This is a genomic window from Variovorax boronicumulans NBRC 103145 (assembly GCF_001591345.1).
In the GTDB taxonomy this organism is placed as follows: domain Bacteria; phylum Pseudomonadota; class Gammaproteobacteria; order Burkholderiales; family Burkholderiaceae_C; genus Variovorax; species Variovorax boronicumulans.
On record NZ_BCUS01000066.1, the window covers coordinates 17,726 to 35,455 of the forward strand.

The 17,730-nt window shown below is 67.8% G+C and carries 23 protein-coding genes; 6 read left to right on the forward strand and 17 right to left on the reverse strand.

Features of this window, described 5'->3' with window-relative positions; translation table 11 throughout:
• Positions 1-72: 72 nt before the first annotated feature.
• Genes VBO01S_RS18975 through VBO01S_RS19000 form a run of 6 tightly spaced genes read right to left on the reverse strand, consistent with a single transcriptional unit; the run spans position 73 to position 4,506 of the window.
• Positions 73-393, reverse strand: a complete 321-nt coding sequence (locus VBO01S_RS18975; protein WP_056580656.1) for a non-heme iron oxygenase ferredoxin subunit — start codon at positions 391-393, stop codon at positions 73-75.
• Positions 394-409: 16 nt separating this feature from the next.
• Positions 410-1,375, reverse strand: a complete 966-nt coding sequence (locus VBO01S_RS18980) for a Bug family tripartite tricarboxylate transporter substrate binding protein (RefSeq protein WP_062477797.1) — start codon at positions 1,373-1,375, stop codon at positions 410-412.
• Entirely contained in the window at positions 1,372-1,740 is a 369-nt protein-coding gene (locus VBO01S_RS18985) for a chorismate mutase (RefSeq protein WP_062477800.1), read from the reverse strand. Before VBO01S_RS18985 ends, VBO01S_RS18980 begins: the two co-directional genes overlap by 4 nt.
• Before the next feature lie 9 nt (positions 1,741-1,749).
• Positions 1,750-2,232, reverse strand: coding sequence for an aromatic-ring-hydroxylating dioxygenase subunit beta (locus VBO01S_RS18990; protein ID WP_062477803.1), 483 nt, complete (start codon positions 2,230-2,232; stop codon positions 1,750-1,752).
• Complete coding sequence (locus VBO01S_RS18995) at positions 2,229-3,488, reverse strand: aromatic ring-hydroxylating dioxygenase subunit alpha (protein ID WP_062477806.1); 1,260 nt, start codon at positions 3,486-3,488, stop codon at positions 2,229-2,231. Before VBO01S_RS18995 ends, VBO01S_RS18990 begins: the two co-directional genes overlap by 4 nt.
• A gap of 28 nt (positions 3,489-3,516) precedes the next feature.
• The gene (locus tag VBO01S_RS19000; protein WP_062477809.1) at positions 3,517-4,506 is read right to left on the reverse strand and encodes a 2Fe-2S iron-sulfur cluster-binding protein; all 990 of its coding nucleotides are present in this window, start codon (positions 4,504-4,506) and stop codon (positions 3,517-3,519) included.
• A gap of 133 nt (positions 4,507-4,639) precedes the next feature.
• On the opposite strand from VBO01S_RS19000, the gene VBO01S_RS19005 reads away from it, so the two are divergent.
• The gene (locus tag VBO01S_RS19005) at positions 4,640-5,560 is read left to right on the forward strand and encodes a LysR family transcriptional regulator (protein WP_062477812.1); all 921 of its coding nucleotides are present in this window, start codon (positions 4,640-4,642) and stop codon (positions 5,558-5,560) included.
• On the opposite strand, the gene VBO01S_RS19010 is transcribed toward VBO01S_RS19005, so the two are convergent.
• Positions 5,557-6,018, reverse strand: a complete 462-nt coding sequence (locus tag VBO01S_RS19010) for a 2'-5' RNA ligase family protein (protein WP_370681355.1) — start codon at positions 6,016-6,018, stop codon at positions 5,557-5,559. The genes VBO01S_RS19005 and VBO01S_RS19010 overlap by 4 nt on opposite strands.
• A 335-nt stretch (positions 6,019-6,353) precedes the next feature.
• On the opposite strand from VBO01S_RS19010, the gene VBO01S_RS19015 reads away from it, so the two are divergent.
• Positions 6,354-6,968: a porin family protein gene (locus VBO01S_RS19015; RefSeq protein WP_062477817.1), complete on the forward strand. Its 615-nt coding sequence runs from the start codon at positions 6,354-6,356 to the stop codon at positions 6,966-6,968.
• Here the strand turns inward: VBO01S_RS19015 and argE are convergent.
• The 8 genes from argE to guaB all read right to left on the reverse strand — a co-directional run bounded on the left by argE (position 6,965) and on the right by guaB (position 14,594).
• Positions 6,965-8,071 (reverse strand): acetylornithine deacetylase, encoded by a 1,107-nt coding sequence (gene argE, locus VBO01S_RS19020; protein WP_062477820.1) that lies wholly within the window; start codon positions 8,069-8,071, stop codon positions 6,965-6,967. The genes VBO01S_RS19015 and argE overlap by 4 nt on opposite strands.
• A gap of 4 nt (positions 8,072-8,075) precedes the next feature.
• Complete coding sequence (locus VBO01S_RS19025) at positions 8,076-8,999, reverse strand: DMT family transporter (RefSeq protein WP_062477823.1); 924 nt, start codon at positions 8,997-8,999, stop codon at positions 8,076-8,078.
• A gap of 2 nt (positions 9,000-9,001) precedes the next feature.
• Entirely contained in the window at positions 9,002-9,721 is a 720-nt protein-coding gene (locus tag VBO01S_RS19030) for an alanyl-tRNA editing protein (protein ID WP_062477827.1), read from the reverse strand.
• A 77-nt stretch (positions 9,722-9,798) separates the two neighbouring features.
• Complete coding sequence (locus tag VBO01S_RS19035; RefSeq protein ID WP_062477830.1) at positions 9,799-10,629, reverse strand: helix-turn-helix transcriptional regulator; 831 nt, start codon at positions 10,627-10,629, stop codon at positions 9,799-9,801.
• Positions 10,630-10,736: 107 nt separating this feature from the next.
• Entirely contained in the window at positions 10,737-12,356 is a 1,620-nt protein-coding gene (guaA, locus tag VBO01S_RS19040; RefSeq protein WP_062477832.1) for a glutamine-hydrolyzing GMP synthase, read from the reverse strand.
• Between the two features lie 11 nt (positions 12,357-12,367).
• Positions 12,368-12,802, reverse strand: coding sequence for a type II toxin-antitoxin system VapC family toxin (locus tag VBO01S_RS19045; protein WP_062477835.1), 435 nt, complete (start codon positions 12,800-12,802; stop codon positions 12,368-12,370).
• Positions 12,799-13,047 carry a type II toxin-antitoxin system Phd/YefM family antitoxin gene (locus tag VBO01S_RS19050; protein WP_062477838.1) on the reverse strand — a complete coding sequence of 83 codons (249 nt, stop codon included), beginning with the start codon at positions 13,045-13,047 and terminating at the stop codon, positions 12,799-12,801. The genes VBO01S_RS19045 and VBO01S_RS19050 overlap by 4 nt, the downstream gene beginning before the upstream one ends.
• A 77-nt stretch (positions 13,048-13,124) precedes the next feature.
• Positions 13,125-14,594 (reverse strand): IMP dehydrogenase, encoded by a 1,470-nt coding sequence (guaB, locus tag VBO01S_RS19055; RefSeq protein WP_062477841.1) that lies wholly within the window; start codon positions 14,592-14,594, stop codon positions 13,125-13,127.
• Positions 14,595-14,722: 128 nt separating this feature from the next.
• On the opposite strand from guaB, the gene VBO01S_RS19060 reads away from it, so the two are divergent.
• Complete coding sequence (locus VBO01S_RS19060) at positions 14,723-15,241, forward strand: DUF4124 domain-containing protein (RefSeq protein WP_062477845.1); 519 nt, start codon at positions 14,723-14,725, stop codon at positions 15,239-15,241.
• A gap of 15 nt (positions 15,242-15,256) precedes the next feature.
• On the opposite strand, the gene VBO01S_RS19065 is transcribed toward VBO01S_RS19060, so the two are convergent.
• On the reverse strand, positions 15,257-15,604 hold the full coding sequence (locus VBO01S_RS19065; protein WP_062477848.1) for an RnfH family protein: 348 nt from the start codon (positions 15,602-15,604) through the stop codon (positions 15,257-15,259).
• Complete coding sequence (locus VBO01S_RS19070; protein ID WP_062477851.1) at positions 15,604-16,050, reverse strand: type II toxin-antitoxin system RatA family toxin; 447 nt, start codon at positions 16,048-16,050, stop codon at positions 15,604-15,606. Before VBO01S_RS19070 ends, VBO01S_RS19065 begins: the two co-directional genes overlap by 1 nt.
• 62 nt (positions 16,051-16,112) lie before the next feature.
• Between VBO01S_RS19070 and smpB the strand changes: the two genes are divergently transcribed.
• From smpB to VBO01S_RS19085, 3 genes are all read left to right on the forward strand, one after another.
• Entirely contained in the window at positions 16,113-16,589 is a 477-nt protein-coding gene (gene smpB, locus VBO01S_RS19075) for an SsrA-binding protein SmpB (RefSeq protein WP_062477854.1), read from the forward strand.
• Positions 16,590-16,684: 95 nt separating this feature from the next.
• A complete protein-coding gene (locus VBO01S_RS19080; RefSeq protein WP_062477857.1) occupies positions 16,685-17,065 on the forward strand; it encodes a COG4315 family predicted lipoprotein in 381 nt (126 codons plus the stop codon).
• Between the two features lie 24 nt (positions 17,066-17,089).
• Positions 17,090-17,596 carry a sigma-70 family RNA polymerase sigma factor gene (locus VBO01S_RS19085; RefSeq protein WP_062477860.1) on the forward strand — a complete coding sequence of 169 codons (507 nt, stop codon included), beginning with the start codon at positions 17,090-17,092 and terminating at the stop codon, positions 17,594-17,596.
• Positions 17,597-17,730 lie beyond the last annotated feature (134 nt).

Consider the following 17,730-nt stretch of genomic DNA (forward strand, 5'->3'; position numbering starts at 1 on the left):
AACGGGCCTCGATTGTCGCCAACCGTTCGGGCGCGAAGAGAGACAGATCGGCCTCGCCGCAGGCAGAACAGTTCAGCCCTCGAACGCCAGGAACACCCGCCCGCCCTCGATCTTCACCGGGTAGGTGCGCAGGTCTTCGGTGAGCGGCGCGCACATGGCCTTGCCGCTGCGCACGTCGAAGCGGCCCTGGTGCAGCGGGCATTCGATCTCGTGGCCTTCCAGGAAACCGTCGCACAGCCGCGCATGGCCGTGCGTGCAGATGTTGTCGGTGGCGTGGATGCCGTCGTCGGTGCCGTACAGCGCGATGTCGCGCCCCTGCACCTCGATGCCGACCACGTCGTCGGCGGGAACGTCGTCGACCGCCGCGGCGTCGACCCAGGTCATCGTGCTCATCGTGTGCTCCCTTTTCTCAATCGGGCTTGAGGCCGGCGCGGTCGATCACCGGCTTCCAGCGGCGCAGTTCCTCGTCCATGAACTTCGACAGGCCTTCGGGCGTGCTGCCCACGGGGTCGAAGTACGCGGTCTGCAGGCGCTTGACCGTCTCGGGGTCTTTCAGCGCCGCCGCGATCTCGCGGCTCATGCGCTGCACCACGTCGTTCGGCGTGCCCTTGGGCGCCATGTAGGCGAACCATGGCACGGCCTGGATGTCGGGCAAGCCCGATTCGCGCAGCGTGGGCAGCTCGGGCAGCAGCGCCGAGCGCTCGGCCGAGGTGACCGCCAGCGCCTTCAGGCGCCCGGCCTTGGCCTGCGGCATCACCGTGACCGGCGGCAGGCAGGCGTACTGCACGTCGCCCTGCACGATGGCCGTGACGGCCTGGCCCGACGAGGCGTACGGAATGTGCACCGCGAACGACTGCGTCTTGGCCTTGATGAGTTCCACGCCCAGGTGCGAGATCGAGCCGTTGCCGGTCGAGGCGAAGTTGAACTTGCCGGGGTTCTTCTTCATCGCCGCCAGCCAGCCCTTGACCGAATCGACACCCATCGAGTTGGAGACCGCGCAGACGTTCGGCGTGGTCGCGGCCAGCGACACCGGCACGAGGTCCTTGAACGGGTCGTACGGCAGGTTCTTGTAGAGGATGGTGTTGTAGACCAGCGGCGCATTCACCGACAGCAGGAAGGTGTAGCCGTCGGGCTGCGCCTTCGAGACCGCGTCAGTGCCGCTGTTGCCGCCCGCACCGGGCTTGTTCTCGACGATGAGCGGCTGGCCGATGCGCGCCGCGAGCTTGTCGTTGACGATGCGCGCGAGGATGTCGGGCGACGAGCCTGCCGCGAACGGCACCACGATGCGCACGGGGCGTTGCGGCCACTCCTGCGCGTGGGCAGCCGCGGCCAGGGCCACGGCGGTGAGTGCGACGAAGAGGCGTGCGCGCGTCATGGCTGCACCTCCACGTCGACCATGCCCCGGTGGTCCTGCTGCTCGCGCGCGATGAAGCCCGCGATGAGCGCGCGGTAGGCGGCCTCGACCACCTCGGGGTAGGCGCCCTCCTTCTCGGCGAGCGCCTTCACCTTGTCGATCACTTCCTGCTGGCGCTGCGGCGCCGACACCTGGAAGGCGTCGCGCTTGAAGCGCGCGGCGTCCTTCACGTAGCGGCCACGCTCGGCCAGCAGCGCGACGATCTGGCGGTCGAGCCGGTCGATGTTCTCGCGCACTTCAGCGAGGTTGGCGCACAGCGGCACGTAGGCCGGGTCGGTGAAGCGGCGCAACGGGGCACCGTGGGTCTCTGGTTCTTTTTCTGGCATGGCTGCGTTTCAGATGGGATAGATGATGGAGTTCGGGATCATTTCGCTGTCGAACACGCACAGGCGCGACGCGAATTTCAGGCCTTCGGGCGTGGGCACGACCTTGTCGATGTAGCGCCCCACATTGAACACGGTCGACGGCCCGTCGAGCTTGGTGCGGAACACCGCGTAGTTGGCCTCGCTGTGGATGGCGCCGTCGTCGTCGACACGGTGCACCAGCGGCAGGCCCACGACGTGGCGCTGGTAGTACGGGTCGTGGAACAACGTCTCCTTGATGCCGTAGACGCGGTCTTCGAGCATGCCCCGGCTTTCGAAGGAGAGCGTGGCCAGCGGCAGGCCGCGCTCGTGGTTCTCGCGCGGCTGCAGGCGGTAGCTGCACTGCTCGGTGAAGAACGCAGGCCACAGGTCCCAGTCGCCCGAATCGACGGCGTGCGCGTACGCCGCATACAGGCGCGACAGGTCGAGGTAGGTGGACGTGTCGAGCGTGCTCATGCGGCCTCCATCACTTCGCGCCAGTAGCGGTACATGCCGCGGATCAGCGTCTCGGTCACCATGTGGTCGGTGTTCTCCACCTCGCGCCCGCCCAGTTCGGCCAGCGTGCGGTGGTAGGGCTTCTGCTCGAAGCCTTCCTGCGAGAACTCGATCACCTCGCCGTCGTCGGCCGACACGAAGCCGGCCGGCCCGAACAGGTTGGCCTGGCGCAGGCGGCGCTGCGTCATCTCGGGCGTGTCGTCCTCGAAGCCGAAATGCGTCCACACGAAATCGAAGGCGTCGTGGCCCACGGGCTGGATGTGGCGCGTCGACACGCTGTTGACCTGCTGCTGCAGGATGAGGCTGGGGAACAGCGTCATCATCACCGCCGTCGGCCCGCCCCACCAGGGCTCGGGCACGATGTCCAGAAAGCGCGGGTCCTTGAGCTGCATGCTTTCCTTGAAGCTCGACACCTGCGTCACCTGCGCGGCCTTGCCGGCGCTGCCGCGCGTGGAGATCATCGCGGCGTGGCGGCCGTGCGCGTCCATCTTCAGCTCCGACTTGTTGTCGGCGCGCCAGAGCCCGAAGGTCACGAACCAGGTGTGCAGCAGGCCCGGGTGGTACGGGTCCTTGATGTTTTCCTGCATGAGCTTCCAGTTGCCCGGAATGCGCTGGCGGCTGTAGCCCAGGATGGTGAGCTTGCGGCCGTCGAACAGGCGGTCGAAGTAATGGAGGATGTCGGGGCCGAGGAAATCTTCGAACGATTCGATGTCGTGGTCGAACGACGCGAACACCACGCCGCCGCGCGACGCGACCTTGAGCTTGTTCAGGCCGTGGTCTTCGGTCTTGAAGTCGGCCGGCATGCCGCCGTGCACCTTGCCGTCCTGCTTCACGCCACGACGGAACGGCACGCCCTGCAGGTCACCCTTCAGCGTGTAGTTCCACTGGTGATACGGGCAGACGAACTCTTTCTTGTTGCCGTGGCGCTCGCGGCAGAACTGCATGCCGCGGTGGGCGCAGACGTTCTCGAACACATGGATGGCGCCTTCTTCGTCGCGCGACAGGATGACCGAGCGCTCGCCGATGGCGGTGCGCTTGAAATCGCCCGGGTTCGGAATCTCGGCTTCGAGGCCGACGTAGCACCAGTGCTTGTCGTAGAAGAAGCGCTGCAGTTCCTTCTTGTGCAGCGCCTCGTCGGTGTAGGCCATGAAGGGAATGCGGCTGGTCTTCTCGCTCTCCCAGCGCAGTTCGATGGGGAAGACGGCTGGCGTGGTCATCGGGTCTCCTTTTCTCTTGTTCGGTTCTTCAAGTGCCTTGCAGGTAGAAGGCGTCGGCATGCGTCTGCTCGGGCGCCAGGCCGTGCGCCTGCACCAGCCGGCTCGCGGCCTCCACCATCGGCGGCGAGCCGCACAGGTAGGCACGCCAGCCGTCGAGCCCCGCGGGCAGGTCGGCGCGGATCGCGTCGGTGATGAGCCCCAGCCGCCGGCCGTCGCGCGCGGGGCCGGCGACCACCACGACGTGCACCTGCAGGCCGGGGTGCTGGGCCTGCAATTCACGCAACTCCGGCAGGCCGTACACGTCAGCATCGGAACGCACGCCGAGGTAGAGATGGATAGGCTGCACGAGCCCCGCCGCGACCGCGCCGCGCACGATCGACAGGATGGGTGCGAGCCCCGTGCCGCCCGCCGCGCAGAGCATGGGACCGCGGTGCTTGGTACGCAGGTAGGCGGTGCCCAGCGGCCCGCTCACGCGCACGGTGTCGCCCACGCGCAGCTGTTCGAAGATGTGGGCCGTGACGCGGCCGCCCGGCACGCGGCGCACATGGAATTCGAGCTCCGCGTCGCGGCTCAGCCCGGCCATCGAGTACGGCCGCGCCAGCTCGGGGCCGAACTGCAGCTGCGCGTACTGCCCCGGCGAGAACTCCAGCGGCTTGTTGGGCTTGAGGCGCAGGCGGCGGATGTCGTGCGTGAGCACATCGATGCCCGTGACCGTGGCCTTGAGCACGCGCGCCGGGTGCACCACCACCTCGTCGGGCTCGGGAATCTCGATGGTGCAGCTTTCGGTCAGCGTGCTCTGGCAGGCCAGCACGTAGCGCTCGCCCTGCCCGTCGGGCCGGATCGCGTCCTGGCCGCCGTCGAGCAGCTGGCCCGACACCACCTTGCAGCGGCAGGTGCCGCAGCGCCCCGACATGCAGCTGTACGACACCGGCACCTGGTGCTCGCGCAGCACCTCGAGCAGGTTCGCGCCGGGGCGGACCTCGAGGGTGCGGGCAAGGGGGTGAATGTGCAGGTCCATCGTCGGGCTCTCTTTTTCTGGCGCCGGCGGCAGGGCCGGCTTGTCTCTGGGCACGGATGATGCGCGGCCTCTTCCGATTGACCAATAGAATCTGGTGAATCGGCTGTATCACCGGCATGAATAAAGGTGCACCATGCAACTCAAGGACATCGACCTCAACCTGCTGCTGGTGTTCGACCGCATGCTGGCCGAGAAGCGCGTGTCGGCCGTGGCCGAGTCGCTGGGCCTGTCGCAGCCCGCCATCAGCAACGCACTGGCGCGCCTGCGCAAGCTGCTGGGCGATGAGCTTTTTCTGCGCACCGCGCGCGGCATGGAGCCCACGCCCTTCGCGCTGCAGCTGGCCGAACCGGTGGCCTACGCCATGGGCGCGCTGCACACGGCACTCAACCAGCAGGTGGTGTTCGACCCCGCCACGAGCACGCGCAGCTTCACGCTCGCCATGACCGACATCGGCGAGATCTACTTCACGCCGCGCCTCATGGAAACGCTCTCGGCCGCCGCGCCGGGCGTGACCATCAGCACGCTGCGCAACAACACCGCGACCCACCTGCGCGACGACCTGGAGGCAGGCCATGTCGACATCGCCATCGGCCTGCTGCCGCAGCTCAAGTCGGGCGTGTTCCAGCGTCGGCTGTTCCTGCAGCGTTATGTGTGCCTGTTCGCGGGCACGCACCCGCTGGCGCGCAAGCGCAGCGTGTCATTGAAGGACTTCAGCGCGGCCGACCACGTGCAGGTGCAGGCCGCCGGCACGGGCCACGGCAAGGCCGACGACGTGATGGCGGCGCAGGGCATCCAGCGCCGCATCCGGCTCAAGGTGCCGCACTTCGTGGCCATCGGCCACATCCTGCAGTCGAGCGAAATGATCGCGACCGTGCCCGAGCGGCTGGCGCGCAGCATCGCCGAGCCCTTCGGCCTGGTGTGGCGACCGCACCCGGTGGCGCTGCCGCAGATCGCGATCAACCTGTTCTGGCACGCGAAGGTGCACCGCGACCCGGGCAACCAGTGGCTGCGCGGGCTGCTGTTCGATACCTTTGCGGATCAGGACGGCGCCTAGGCGATCACCTCGGCGGGCCAGCGGCCCAGCACCTCGTGCACGCCCTCGCCCACGTGGCTGTCGATGAGCACCAGCGAATGGGCGGTCCACGGGGTGGGCGCTTCGAGCGCGTGCTTTTCGAGCTTGCGCCGCGCATAGGCGACGGTCATGTGCGGCGTGAACGCGCGCGAGGGCTTCAGGCCGACATCGGCCAGCGCCTCGCCCAGGCGCTGCCTGAACGCGCACAACGCCGCGACGTTGGCCTCGTCGTCGGCGCACAGCACCAGCGCGCCCTTGGCGTAGCTCATGGACTTTTCGAAAACGACATCGAGCGCCGGCACAGACACCGCGGCGGCCGCGGTCGATGCCTGGGCCACCTTGTCGGCCGGCACCTGGTCGTGGTTGCCGAGGTCGAACAGCGTAACGTGCAGGCGCTGCGCCTCGACCACCGTGCCCTTCAGGGCGTGTTGGGAGTTCATGCGCGCGCCGAGCGCGGCGATGGTTTCGGCGTCTTGCGGGGTGGGAAGCAGTGCGAAGAAAAGCGAGTGCGGCAGCGGCGCCTTGCGAGGGGCCTGGGTGCCGCGAGGCCGCGGCAGGGGCCGCGGCGGGGGATCGATTCCGGGAAGAAGAAGCTGGGCTGACATGTGTCGATCATCGCCCATGGCAAGGGCCCTTCATGAGGCCTTCAGCAAACGCGAAGCTCGTCTTCAGATTGGTTTTTGAGAATCGTCGGACGGTGGCGGCAAGGCGAACAACGACACGCCGCCCATCCACGCATTCATTCAATCGATCAATCAACCAACAGGATTTCATCTTGACGAAAACGCAAGCCCGCCTCGCACTCGCAGCCCTCTGGCTCGGCACCGCCTCCGTCGGCGCCTTCGCCGCCGGTCTCGACAAGGACACCGGGCTGTATGTCGGCGGCGCCATCGGCCGCTCCAGCTACAGCCTGTCGTCCTCGAAAAACGCCCCCGTGCCCGTGCCATGGGGCGGCAAGAAGGCCGACAAGAGCGGCACGTCCTACAAGCTGTATGGCGGCTACCGCCTGACCGAGCACTTCGGCGTGGAAGCCGGCTACGCCCGCCTCGGCAGCGTGAGCCAATGGAGCTCGGCCTACGGCGGCTCCCGGCTGCAGACCGGCACCGGCCAGGTCTTCTACGCCGCCGCCACCGCCCGCATGCCGCTGGGCGACGCCTTCGCCCTCAACGGCCGCCTGGGCGTGGCACGCGGACGCATCTCCGGCGACAACAAGTGGGCCCCGGCCAACCAGCGCATTTCGGGCAGCGGCACGGGCCTGATGGTCGGTGTCGGCGCCGAGTACCGCATGACGCAGAACCTCGCGATCACCGCCGACTACGACTACTTCGGCAAGCTGTCGAAGCAGGCCAAGGGCGGGATGTTCACGGTGGGCTTGAAGGCGAACTTCTAAGCGGTCGCCGCCCAGGCGCCGACGCCGGCCAGGAAACGGTCGGCGGCGCGCAGTTCGCTGGCGGCAATCCACTCGTTGGGCTGGTGGGCCTGCGCGATCGCGCCGGGCCCGCACACCAGCGACGGAATGCCGGCCTGCTGGAAAAACCCGGCCTCGGTGCCGAACGGGATCTCACCCGGAGGCCACAGTGCGCCCCAGCGCCTGGCGGTCTCCGCGGCAGCGCCCTCACCTTCCTGCGCGCAGAGCGCCGGCACGCCGGCCAGCTGCGTCATCTCGACGGCCACCTCGGACGAAACGCCCGCGAGCAGCCGCGCCAACTCCCCCTTCACCATTGCCGTACTGGCCGCATCCGTCGGCCGGAACTCCCACGTCACTTCGCAGCAGCCGGGGACGATGTTGATCGCCGTTCCGCCATGGATGCAGCCGACGTTGAATGTCGTGCGGTTGCCTTGCGCGCGCAGCGTGTGCCCGAAGTGCGCAAGCTGCGCGATCAGCTGCGCGGCCGGCTCGATCGCGCTCACGCCCAGGGCCGGGTCGCCCGAATGGACCGGCCGCCCGCTGAAGGTGATGCGGTGGCCGAAGAAGCCGCGATGGGCCAGCCCCACGCGCATCTCTGTCGGCTCGCCGATGACGGCCAGCGTCGGTGTCGGCATATCGGCGCGCATCGCGGCGATGAGGCGTGGAACGCCGAAGCACCCGACTTCCTCGTCATAGGACAGCGCGAGGTGGATCGGACGGCGCAGTTCAAGGCTGCGCCATGAAGGCACCGCTGCGAGGCACGCTGCGATGAAGCCCTTCATGTCAGCCGCGCCACGGCCATGCCACCGGCCCTCGCGCTCAACGAGCTTGAAGGGGTCCGAGTCCCAGGCCTGCCCGTCGACCGGCACCACGTCGGTGTGGCCGGACAGCACGATGCCGCCCGCCACGTCGGGGCCGAGGGTCGCCAGCAGGTTGGCCTTCTGGCCGTCGTCGCTGGGGATCAGTCGCGCCTCGACGCCGTGCGCCGCCAGGTAATCGGCCACCCAGTGGATGAGGCCGAGGTTGGAGCGGTGCGAGGTCGTGTCGAATCCGACCAGGGTGCGCAGCAATTCGACGGTGTTCATCGGCTCAGGCCGCGACCTTCGCGCGCCTCGCCGGCTGGAAGGTCGTGACGAAGAAGCCGAGCAGGATCAGCACGATGCCTGCAATGTGAAAGCCGCGCACGGGCTCCCGCAGCACAAGGAACGCCAGCAGCGCAGTGAACAGCGCGACGAGATGGAACGACACGCCCGTCACCGTCGCCCCCAACGTCGCGACACAGCGGCTCCACAGGATGAAGGCGAACAGCGACGCGAAGAGGCCGATGTACAGCACCGCGCCCACCGAGGCCACGTCGGTCGGAATGCGCGCGCCGCGTGCCAGCTCGATCACCCAGAACGGCATCAGCACCACCAGCCCGGCGGCCATGGTCGCGGCCAGGAACACCAGCGGGCTGAGGGCCGCCGGCTTGCGCCGCAACAGTACCGAGTACACGGCGTAGTTGGCCACGGCCAGCAGCACCAGCAGCTCGCCGCCGCCCAGCCGCAATGCCAGCAGATGCGCCAGTTCGCCGCGCGCCACGATCCAGGTCACGCCGAGGAACGAGATGCCGATGCCGAGCAAGGCCTTCCAGGTGATGCGCTCGACACCGAGCACCACGGCGGCGAGCGGCACCATCAGCGGCAGCGTCGAGTTGAGGAACGCGACGCTGGTGGCGGGCACCGTCTGCAAGGCGAGGTAGCCGAGCGCGTTGTAGCCGGCGATGCCGAAGGCGCCGCACGCCGCGATCAGTCGCCAGTGCCGTGCAAGCAGCCCGCGCTCGCGCCACGCCTGCGCGCCGACGAACGGCGCCAGCACCGCCAGCGCCACGACCCAGCGCCCCACCGCGAGCGACACCGGCGGAAAGACCGGCCCGAGCGCACGCCCCAGCACGAGGTTGCCGGCCCAGAAGGCCGGCGGCACCCACAGCAGCCACACCGGATGCGCCCACAGCGCCAGCAGCGACCTGCGCATGCCTACAGCCCCTGCAGCCCGATGCGCACGCGGCGGTTGGAGCGCCCCTTGTTCTCGATCTTGAGAATCCGCACCGGCCGCGAGGCGCTGGTGGACGCGAGGTGCGTGCCGCCGCAGGCCTGCCGGTCGAGCCCGGCGATCTCGACGATACGGACCAGGCCCTCGGCCGAAGGCGGCGGCGCCACCGAGCGGGAGCGCAGCAGCCCCTGCTCGCCATGAGCGGCGGTGACCGACACGTAGTGCGTCTGCACCGCGAGGTCCTGCGCGATCACGTCGTTCAATTCGGGCTCGAGGGCGCGCAGGCGGTCGTTGTCGGCGCCGGGCAGATCGAAGTCGATGCGCGCAGTGCCGTCGTCGTTCATCTGCACGCCCGTGACCAGCGCGCCGTCGAAGTCACGGAAGACCAGTGCGTTGAGCACGTGCAGGTCGGTGTGCAGTTCGCGCATGCATTGCCGGAAGACCGGATCGACCTCGGCCTGGACGTCGCCGGTGATCTCGATACGATCGGGCAGCTGGACCCAGACCAGACCGCCCTCCTCGGAAAAACCGGTGACGGGCACCTCGCCGCCCTGCCAGCGGACGACGCCGCGGTCCGGCAGCTGCCCGCCCCCGCCGGGATAGAACGGATGCTGCGACAGCCGCACGGCACCGGGCCGCGATTGAAGAACCTGGGCGTCCAGCCGCAGGATGTCGGCATGTTCCTGGCAGAAGAGTCGTGTCATGGGTGGCCTTGCTGAGAAGCCTCAGCATGGCAGGACGACCCGAAACGCTATTGGCTGAAATTGCGCTCGCGGCTCGATCAGTTCGCCCGGGCGTGCACGTACTGCAACGGCGTCATGCCGAAGGTGCGCTTGAAGTGCTTGTTCAGCGCGCTCTGGTCATAGAAGCCCGAGGCCAGCGCGGCCTCGGCCACGGGCTGGCCCGCATCGAGCTGCCGCAGCGCGGCCCGCAGGCGCAGCTGCGTCAGGTAGGTGTGTGGGGTCAGCCCGAGCGTGCGGTGGAAGGCGCCGATCAGCTGGAAGGTCGTCAGGTCAGCGGCCTGCGCCATCTGCTCGAGCGTCAGCCGCTCGGCATGGCCGTCGCGCATCAGTTCGAGCACGGGCGCGAGCACGCGCACCTCCGAGGGCGCAGCCGCTACGCGCGACCCGGCCTGTCCGTGCGCGGCGAACAGCGCACCGAAGCTGCGCACGAGCAGTTCCTGGTGCAGCAGCGGATCAGGCTCTCCGTCTAGGGCGTAGTGCAGCGCCAGGAAGCGCGCGATGAGGTCCGGGTCGCGAAAGACGTTCGATGTGAAGTGCCGGGGCTGGTCGATGCCCAGCGACGCGAGCACGCCCTGAAGCCCCTGCCCGGCCAGGTAGAACGACCGGTAGCGCCAACGCGGGCTGCCGGCCATGCGACCCGAGTGCGGCTCGCCGGGGTTGAAGACCAGCAGCGCCTGCGTGTGGGCCACGTCGGTGCGGCCCCGGCTCCTGAACTCCGAGCCGCCCACCTCCGTGACCGCGACCACGAGGGAGTCGTGCACGTGCGGGGCGTAGTCATGCGTCGTGAAGTCGGCATGGAGCAGGTCCATGCCCGGCACACCGGGTGCGTGCCAATACCGCGAGGTGTTGCGAGGATCGGAGCGGGCCAACGGGCGTCCTTTCGCGCGAAAGGCGGCGCCGCCGGTGGCCGCCGCTTCAGGTGCGATTAGACCGCAAGCGGTGTGCCAGCGCGTGCGTCAGCACGCGCGATGGGGGATCACTCCCACTCGATCGTCGCCGGCGGCTTGCTCGATACGTCGTAGGTCACGCGGTTGATGCCTCGCACCTCGTTGATGATGCGGCCCGACACCTTCTTGAGCAGCGCGTACGGCAGCTCGGCCCAGTCGGCGGTCATGAAGTCGCTGGTCTGCACGGCGCGCAGCGCCACCACGTAGTCGTAGGTACGGCCGTCGCCCATCACGCCCACGCTCTTCACGGGCAGGAACACGGTGAAGGCCTGGCTCGTGAGGTCGTACCAGGTCTTGCCGGTCTCGGCGTCGGTGAAGTTGCGCAGCTCTTCGATGAAGATCGCGTCGGCGCGGCGCAGCAGGTCGGCGTATTCCTTCTTCACTTCGCCCAGGATGCGCACGCCCAGGCCGGGGCCGGGGAACGGGTGGCGGTACACCATCTCGGGCGGCAGGCCGAGGGCCACGCCGAGTTCGCGCACTTCGTCCTTGAACAGGTCGCGCAGCGGTTCGAGCAGCTTGAGGCCGAGCTGTTCGGGCAGGCCGCCCACGTTGTGGTGGCTCTTGATGGTGACGGCCTTCTTGCTCTTGGCGCCGCCCGACTCGATGACGTCGGGGTAGATGGTGCCTTGCGCCAGGAAGGTCGCGCCCTTGTGGCCGCCGTCGCCCGCTTTGAGCTTGGCAGCCTCTTGCTTGAACACGGTGACGAATTCGCCGCCGATGATCTTGCGCTTGGCTTCAGGGTCGCTCACGCCCGCGAGCTTGCCCAGGAACAGGTCGCTGGCATCGACGCGAATGACCTTCGCATGCAGCTTGCCTTCGAACATTTCCATGACCATGTCGCCTTCGTTCAGGCGCAGCAGGCCGTGGTCGACGAACACGCAGGTCAGCTGGTCGCCGATGGCGCGGTGGATGAGCGCGGCAGCCACGCTCGAGTCGACACCGCCCGACAGGCCGAGGATGACTTCTTCGTCGCCCACCTGCTCGCGGATCTTCTGCACGGCTTCGGCGATGTGGTCGCGCATGACCCAGTCGGGCTTGGCTTCGCAGATGCCGAGCACGAAGCGGTCGATGATGGCCTTGCCCTGCACGGTGTGCGTGACTTCGGGGTGGAACTGCAGCGCGTAGTAGCGGCGCGCCTCGTCGGCCATGCCGGCGATGGGGCAGCTGTCGGTGCTGGCCATGAGCTTGAAGCCGGGCGGCAGCTCGGTGACCTTGTCGCCGTGGCTCATCCACACGTTGAGCATGCCGAAGCCCTCGGGCGTGGTGAAGTCGGCGATGTCTTTCAGCAGCGCGGTGTGGCCATGGGCGCGCACGGCGGCGAAGCCGAACTCACGCTTGTGGCCGCCTTCGACCTTACCGCCGAGCTGGTGGGCCATGGTCTGCATGCCGTAGCAGATGCCGAGCACCGGAATGCCGAGATCGAACACGGCTTGCGGGCACTTGTCGGTGGTCTCTTCGTACACGCTGGCGTGGCTGCCCGAGAGGATCACGCCCTTGAGGTGGCCGTCGGCGGCGTATTCGCGCACCCACTCGTCGGTGACATCGCAGGGATGCACTTCGCTGAGCACATGCGCTTCGCGCACGCGGCGTGCGATGAGCTGGGTGACTTGCGAGCCGAAGTCGAGGATGAGGATCTTGTCGTGTTGCATGGCGAAAGGACTCAGAGCGTTGAAATGTCGAACAGCTTGACGCCCGCGTGCGGCGCAGCCTGGATGAGGTGCTCGTCGAAGGTGGCAAGCGGAAGGTTGAGCGATTTGGCGAGCCAGAGGTAGCCCGCATCGTAGAGCGAGACGCCCGCGTCGATGGCGACGGCGAGCACGGCCTTGTGCTGGGCCGGCGCGAGGTCGTGCAGCTCCACGCGGTGGCGGATGGCGTCGAGCACGCTCCACAGGCCTTCGACGGCCGATGCCGGGATGCGGCCGCTGCGCACGCCGTTGGCGAGGATGTTGGCGCACTCCCATTGCCAGGCATTGGGCGCCTGCGGCTCGACCTCGTCGCGCCGGATGGCGGCGTAGAGCCTGCGGGTGTGTTCGTTGGCCTGGTCGGGCAGCAGCCAGGCGGCGGTGACCGAGGCGTCCATGACGAAGGCGGTCATGGCTGGCGTCCCTGGTCCTGGAGCTCGCGGACCGTGGGGCCGGGCTGGATGGTGGCGTGCAGCGCGTCGATCTGCCCGAGCTCGCGGGCGATCTGCTCGTCGGTGATAACGGGCTTGCGGCGCACCGGCAGCATGCGCACGACTTCCTTGCCGTGGCGGGTGATGCGAACCTCCTCGCCCTTTTCGACCAGGTCGATCAGGGCCGAGAAGTTGTTCTTGGCTTCAGCGATGCCGATGGATTGCATTTGGGCCAGAAAATTTGAATCTGGCCCAAATTTTAAGCCGAGTCTGGCCTGACTTTCAAGGTCTGGCCAGATTGGGCTTACTCAGCGCGGTAGTTCGGGGCTTCCTTCGTGATCTGCACGTCGTGTACGTGGCTCTCACGGATGCCGGCCGTAGTGATCTCGACGAACTCGGCCTTGTTCTGCATGTCCTCGATGGTCGCGCAGCCGCAGTAGCCCATGCTGGCACGCACGCCGCCGGCCATCTGGTAGACGATGGAGACGATCGAGCCCTTGTAGGGCACGCGGCCTTCGATGCCTTCGGGCACGAGCTTGTCGGTGTTGGGGTTGCCGGTGGTCGATTCCTGGAAGTACCGGTCGGCACTGCCCTGCTGCATCGCACCGATGGAGCCCATGCCGCGGTAGCTCTTGTAGCTGCGGCCCTGGTACAGCACGATTTCGCCCGGAGCCTCTTCGGTGCCGGCGAACATGCTGCCCATCATCACGGTGCTGGCGCCGGCCGCGATGGCCTTGGCGATGTCGCCCGAGTAGCGCACGCCGCCATCGGAGATCAGCGGAATGCCGGTGCCCTGCAGCGCGGTGGCGACGCTGTCGACCGCCATGATCTGCGGCACGCCCACGCCGGCGACGATGCGGGTGGTGCAGATGGAGCCGGGGCCGATGCCGACCTTGACGGCGTCGGCCCCGGCGTCGGCCAGCGCACGCGCGGCGTCGCCGGTGGCGATGTTGCCGCCGATGACGTCGACCTGCGGATAGTTCTTCTTGACCCAGCGCACGCGCTCGATCACGCCGGCGCTGTGGCCGTGGGCGGTGTCGACCACGATGGCGTCGACGCCGGCCTTCACCAAGGCTTCGACGCGCTCTTCGGTGCCGTCACCCACGCCGACTGCCGCGCCCACGCGCAGGCGGCCGTTGGCATCGCGTGCGGCGTTGGGGAAGCTGGTCTGCTTGGTGATGTCCTTGACGGTGATGAGGCCCTTGAGCTCCCAGTCGCCGTTGATGACCAGCAAGCGCTCGAGCTTGTGCTTGTTCAGCAGCGCCTTGGCTTCGGCCAGCGTGGTGCCGTCGGGCACGGTGATGAGCCGGTCGCGCTGCGTCATGATTTCGCTGACGGGCACGTCGTAGCGGTTCTCGAAGCGCAGGTCGCGCCCCGTGACGATGCCGACGACCTTGCCGCCGTCGATCACCGGGAAACCCGAGATGCCGAGCTGGTCGGACAGTGCCATCACCTGGCGCACGGAGTGCGTCGGCGTGATCACCACCGGGTCTCGCAAGACACCCGACTCATAGCGCTTCACACGGGCCACTTCGGCGGCCTGCTGTTGCGCGGTGAGGTTCTTGTGCACGATGCCGATGCCACCTTCCTGCGCGATGGCGATCGCGAGGCGGGCTTCGGTCACGGTGTCCATGGCCGCCGAGACGAGCGGCAGGTTCAACGTGATGTTGCGGGAGAACTTGGTGGCGAGAGACGTGTCCTTGGGCAGGACTTGGGAGAATGCTGGCACCAACAACACGTCGTCGAAGGTGAGCGCTTTGCCTAGAAGGCGCATGGGTGAGGCTCCAAAAGACGGATTGTAACGAGGCCCTCGCCCGCTTCGCCGGCGCGGGTTCTTTTTGACCGTTGCAAAACCGCCTATTCCGGATGTTGCAAAAAGTAAGGCCCAGCTAAACTCCGCGCATGAATCTCCTGCATTGGCTGGTACTGGGTTGCGCGTGCGCGCTGCCGCTCTCGGCGAGCGCGCAATGGCAATGGGTCGACAACAGCGGCAAGAAGGTCTTCAGCGACCAGCCGCCGCCCACCGACATCCCCGAAAAGAACATCCTGCGCCGCGCCGGCCCCTCGCCGTCGGCCCGGGCGCCCGCCCCGGCCACGCCGGCCCCCGAAGGAAGTAGCGACACGGCCGCAGCCGCCAAGGCCGCGCCGCCGCCCAAGCCCACGGGCGTGGACAAGGAACTCGAGGAAAAGACCAAGAAGGCCGAGGCCGAGCAGAAGGCCAAGGAAGCGGCTGAAGCGGCGAAGATCGCCAAGGCAAAAGCCGAGAGCTGCGCCCGCGCACGGGAAGGCAAAGCCACGATCGACAGTGGCATCCGCCTCGCCAAGGTCAACGCCAAGGGCGAGCGCGAAATCATGGACGACGCTGCGCGCGCAGCCGAGCAGAAGCGGGTTCAGTCGGTCATCGACAGCGACTGCAAGTAAGCCCGCGACGGCCGCTCAGTAGCCGTCCTTGCCGCCCTTGCGCTTGTTCGCGAACAGGCCCGTGCCGCGCGCCCCCTGGCGCTGGAAGCGTTCACGGCGCGCCACCTTCGGATCGACCGTGAGCGGCCGGCACAACTCGATGCGGTCGCCGTCCTTCAACGGCTGCTCCCACGCCACCGCCCGGCCCCAGATGCCCGGCGTCATGGCATGCCGCCAGTCCAGGTCGGGAAAGCGCTGCATGAGATCGCTGGCCTTCACCGCCTCGGCCACCGCGGTGCCGGGCGCGAGCTGCAGGACCTGCTCGAACACCTCGCGCGCCGCCGGCGAACAGCTCAGCGTGACCTCGATGCGGCGATCGGCCATCAGCCTTCGCCGTAGACCTGTTCGGCGCGCTTGACGAAGGCTTCGACCAGGCTCGAGGCGATGGTGTCGAACACCGGCCCCACCAGGGCCTGCAGCGCGAAGTTGCTGAAGCCGTAGCTCATCTGCAGCTCGACGCGGCAGGCGCGTTCGCCCTGCTCGCCCACGGGGTGGAATTTCCAGGTGCCGTCGAGGTTGGAGAACGGCCCGTCGACCAGCTTCAGTTGCACCTCGCGGCCCGCGATGTGCGTGTTGCGGGTGGTGAAACTCTGGTGCAGCCCGGCGAAGGCCAGGCCGACTTCGGCGGTCATGCCGCCTTCGTCCTGCTCGATGACGCGCGACTTATCGCACCAGGGCAGGAACTGCGGGTACTTCGCCACATCGGTGACGAGCGCGTACATTTCTTCGGCGCTGTACCAGATGAGGACGGACTTGTGGACTGTTTTCATAGAATCGGCACAGCGTGCGCGACGGATTGTATTGAAGCCATGCGCCCCCAACTTCTCGAGCCATGGCCACCAAGAAACAAGACACCTCCTCCCGCATCGCCGACAACAAGAAGGCCGCCTACAACTATTTCTTCGAAGAACGCTTCGAGGCCGGCATGGTCCTCGAGGGCTGGGAAGTCAAGTCGCTGCGCGAAGGCAAGGTGCAGCTGACCGACGGCTACGTGGTGATCCGCGACGGCGAGCTGTTCGTGGTCGGCTGCCAGATCAACCCGCTCAAGAGCGCCTCGACGCACGTCAATCCTGATTCGGTCCGCACCAAGAAGTTGCTGCTGCACAAGGAAGAGATCAAGCGCCTCGTCGGCAAGGTCGAACAAAAGGGCTACACGCTGGTGCCGCTGAACCTGCACTGGAAGGCCGGCAAGGTGAAGTGCGAGATCGCGCTCGCCAAGGGCAAGGCCGAGCACGACAAGCGCGACACCATCAAGGACCGCGAAGGCAAGCGCGAAGTCGAGCGCGCGATGAAGAGCCGCAACCGCTGATTCTTCTTTTTTTGGGCGGCATGGAATAAAACGCGCTCTGCGGGCGTTTGCGCGGTGTCATCGATCCTCGATGCCATCAACCCAGGAGTCTTCCCATGTCACCTATCCGCATGTCCTCCGTCGGCCTCGCCGCCGCACTGCTCGGCAGCCTGCTCGCCCTCCCCGCGTTCGCCCAGCCCAAGGCCGCCGATGGCGCGCTGGTCGGTGCGAACGGCATGACGCTCTACACCTTCGACAAGGACACGGCCGGCAGCGGCAAGTCGGCCTGCAACGGCGGCTGCGCCACCAACTGGCCGCCCTTCATGGCAGCCGACAGCGACAAGCCCAGCGGCGACTTCACCATCGTCACGCGCGACGACGGCAAGAAGCAATGGGCCGCCAAGGGCTGGCCGCTGTACTACTGGGTGAAGGACACCAAGCCGGGCGACAAGACCGGCGACGGCGTCAACGGCACCTGGAAAACCGCCAAGCCCTGAGTCCGACAGGCTCCCGGCCCACCCATGGACGCCCGCCTGCTGGTCGAGCACATCCCGAGCCTGCGCCGCTATGCGCGCGCACTCACGGGCAATGCCTGGGCGGCCGACGACCTGGTGCAGGACACGCTCGAGCGCGCCTGCGGCAAGTGGCGGCTCTGGGTGGTGGGCACCGACCTGCGTGCCTGGCTCTTCACGGTCATGCACAACCTCTTCGCCAGCCAGGTGCGACGCCGGCCGCCACCGCATGCAGTCGTGCCACTGGAGGATGTAGCACCCGAGCAGCTGCAAGGCGGCGCCGACCCGAGCCTGGGCCTCGACCTGCAGCGCTGCCTGATGCTGCTGCCCGAAGAGCAACGCGCCGTGCTGCTGCTGGTGACGCTCGAAGACCTGTCCTACACCGAGGTGGCGAAGGTGCTCGGCATTCCGATCGGCACCGTGATGTCGCGCCTCTCGCGCGCCCGCCTTCGTCTGCAGGAACTGATGGACGGCGCCGCCGCGTCCAGCCGCCCCGGCCTGCGCCGCCTCAAGTGACGTGAAGCAACCCGCCATGACCCGCCCCACCCTGCCCCCCACCGACGACGAGCTGCACGCCTGGGTCGACGGCCAGTTGCCGCCCGAACGCCGCGAGGCGGTCGAGGATGCGCTGGCGCGCGATCCGGCCGTGG

Excerpts from the sequence above, each read along its gene's own strand:
- VBO01S_RS18995 (WP_062477806.1), bottom strand. The coding sequence starts at position 3,488 with ATGACCACGCCAGCCGTCTTCCCCATCGAACTGCGCTGGGAGAGCGAG.
- VBO01S_RS19000 (WP_062477809.1), bottom strand. The coding sequence starts at position 4,506 with ATGGACCTGCACATTCACCCCCTTGCCCGCACCCTCGAGGTCCGCCCC.
- VBO01S_RS18975 (WP_056580656.1), bottom strand. The coding sequence starts at position 393 with ATGAGCACGATGACCTGGGTCGACGCCGCGGCGGTCGACGACGTTCCC.
- VBO01S_RS19005 (WP_062477812.1), top strand. The coding sequence starts at position 4,640 with ATGCAACTCAAGGACATCGACCTCAACCTGCTGCTGGTGTTCGACCGC.
- argE (WP_062477820.1), bottom strand. The coding sequence starts at position 8,071 with ATGAACACCGTCGAATTGCTGCGCACCCTGGTCGGATTCGACACGACC.
- VBO01S_RS19070 (WP_062477851.1), bottom strand. The coding sequence starts at position 16,050 with ATGAAAACAGTCCACAAGTCCGTCCTCATCTGGTACAGCGCCGAAGAA.
- VBO01S_RS19025 (WP_062477823.1), bottom strand. The coding sequence starts at position 8,999 with ATGCGCAGGTCGCTGCTGGCGCTGTGGGCGCATCCGGTGTGGCTGCTG.
- guaA (WP_062477832.1), bottom strand. The coding sequence starts at position 12,356 with ATGCAACACGACAAGATCCTCATCCTCGACTTCGGCTCGCAAGTCACC.
- VBO01S_RS19050 (WP_062477838.1), bottom strand. The coding sequence starts at position 13,047 with ATGCAATCCATCGGCATCGCTGAAGCCAAGAACAACTTCTCGGCCCTG.
- VBO01S_RS19080 (WP_062477857.1), top strand. The coding sequence starts at position 16,685 with ATGTCACCTATCCGCATGTCCTCCGTCGGCCTCGCCGCCGCACTGCTC.
- VBO01S_RS18985 (WP_062477800.1), bottom strand. The coding sequence starts at position 1,740 with ATGCCAGAAAAAGAACCAGAGACCCACGGTGCCCCGTTGCGCCGCTTC.
- VBO01S_RS19065 (WP_062477848.1), bottom strand. The coding sequence starts at position 15,604 with ATGGCCGATCGCCGCATCGAGGTCACGCTGAGCTGTTCGCCGGCGGCG.
- VBO01S_RS19030 (WP_062477827.1), bottom strand. The coding sequence starts at position 9,721 with ATGACACGACTCTTCTGCCAGGAACATGCCGACATCCTGCGGCTGGAC.
- guaB (WP_062477841.1), bottom strand. The coding sequence starts at position 14,594 with ATGCGCCTTCTAGGCAAAGCGCTCACCTTCGACGACGTGTTGTTGGTG.
- smpB (WP_062477854.1), top strand. The coding sequence starts at position 16,113 with ATGGCCACCAAGAAACAAGACACCTCCTCCCGCATCGCCGACAACAAG.
- VBO01S_RS19060 (WP_062477845.1), top strand. The coding sequence starts at position 14,723 with ATGAATCTCCTGCATTGGCTGGTACTGGGTTGCGCGTGCGCGCTGCCG.
- VBO01S_RS18980 (WP_062477797.1), bottom strand. The coding sequence starts at position 1,375 with ATGACGCGCGCACGCCTCTTCGTCGCACTCACCGCCGTGGCCCTGGCC.
- VBO01S_RS19085 (WP_062477860.1), top strand. The coding sequence starts at position 17,090 with ATGGACGCCCGCCTGCTGGTCGAGCACATCCCGAGCCTGCGCCGCTAT.
- VBO01S_RS18990 (WP_062477803.1), bottom strand. The coding sequence starts at position 2,232 with ATGAGCACGCTCGACACGTCCACCTACCTCGACCTGTCGCGCCTGTAT.
- VBO01S_RS19045 (WP_062477835.1), bottom strand. The coding sequence starts at position 12,802 with ATGACCGCCTTCGTCATGGACGCCTCGGTCACCGCCGCCTGGCTGCTG.
- VBO01S_RS19010 (WP_370681355.1), bottom strand. The coding sequence starts at position 6,018 with ATGAACTCCCAACACGCCCTGAAGGGCACGGTGGTCGAGGCGCAGCGC.